The following is a 1,186-nucleotide window of genomic DNA, read 5'->3' as shown; positions in this document are numbered from 1 at the left end:
GCAATCTCAGTCCTGCGGTTTGATTTTGGACGGTTTGAGCAGCCGCGGGCGCCGGATTGATGCGATAAAGGCGGCTTTTGCTCCTGTCTTTTGCCTATCTTGGTGCATCTGGACACACCTCTCCCGCCACCGCCAACAATTTGGGCAGGCGCACGAGATTGTAGGCGGCGAGCGCGAGGGTGAAGATGGTTGCGACTTTCTCAATCCCCCGGACCTTCAACTGGTGAAGCCCGCCGGTCGTCTTGCCCCAGCCGAAGATTTCCTCGATGCGCTTGCGGCAGCGAAGACTGACTGCATAACCGTCGCTTGCTGCGACCTCGTCGGGCACAGCCGTCTTGCGCACCTTGCCGGTCTTCGACACCGTGCCGTTGATCGCCACATGCGGCACGATCTTGCGCGTCTTCAACTCCTCCACGAAGGCCTCGGCATCGTAGCCTTTGTCAGCCGCGAGCGTCGCGCCTTGCGGCAATATCTCGCTCATTTCCAGCGCCGCTTCCCGCTCCGCCGTGCCCGTGGCATGCGTCACCGTTGCCGCCACAGCAAGCCCGTTGCGGTTTTCCATCAGCGCATGGCCGAGATAGGCAAGCCGGCTCTCCTGGCCGCAAGCCTTGCGATACAGCCGCGCATCCGGATCGGTGGTTGAAGCATGCGTCTCGTTCGAGCGTTTCTCGCGGTGGAAGTCCTGCTCACCGTTTCGGCCCTCGCCAGGCGGATTGCCAGATCCATCCTTCGGCCGAAAGCTCTTGAACGAGGCAAACGCCTTCAGCATCGTGCCATCCACCGAGAAATGCTCGGCGCTCAAAAGCCGCTTCACACGCCGATCCGACAGAAGTGCCGCAAGGAACCCTTGCGCGATCTCTTCTGTCAGCACCCGCGTCCGGTTCTTCGAAAACGTTGAGGCGTCCCAGACCGGATCGTCCACCCCAAGCCCTACGAACCAGCGAAACAGAAGATCAAAATTGAGCCGCTCCATCAGTTGCCGCTCGGACCGGATCGAATAAAAAAGCTGTAACAGGATCGCCCGCAACAGTCGCTCCGGGGCGATCGATGGGCGGCCGCAGTCCTTGTAAAGAGCGGAAAACTGTCCATCCAAAGCAATCAGAGCCGGGTTCACCAGATCGCGCATCGCCCGCAGCGGGTGCCCCTTTGGCACGCGAGCCTCAAGATCCACGTAGGAAAACAGCTG

The 1,186-nt window shown here is 60.6% G+C and carries 1 protein-coding gene; it reads right to left on the bottom strand.

All coding sequences use genetic code 11. The features are described 5' to 3' along the window. Positions 1–94: 94 nt before the first annotated feature. Positions 95–1,183: an IS5 family transposase gene (locus F0155_RS23145; RefSeq protein ID WP_244303574.1), complete on the bottom strand. Its 1,089-nt coding sequence runs from the start codon at positions 1,181–1,183 to the stop codon at positions 95–97. Positions 1,184–1,186 lie beyond the last annotated feature (3 nt).

Origin of the sequence: Roseibium sediminis (assembly GCF_008711325.1) — a bacterium.
GTDB classification, from domain to species: Bacteria; Pseudomonadota; Alphaproteobacteria; order Rhizobiales; family Stappiaceae; genus Roseibium; species Roseibium sediminis.
Note: the sequence above shows the minus strand (reverse complement) of the source record. Positions and strands in the feature narration are given on the sequence as shown.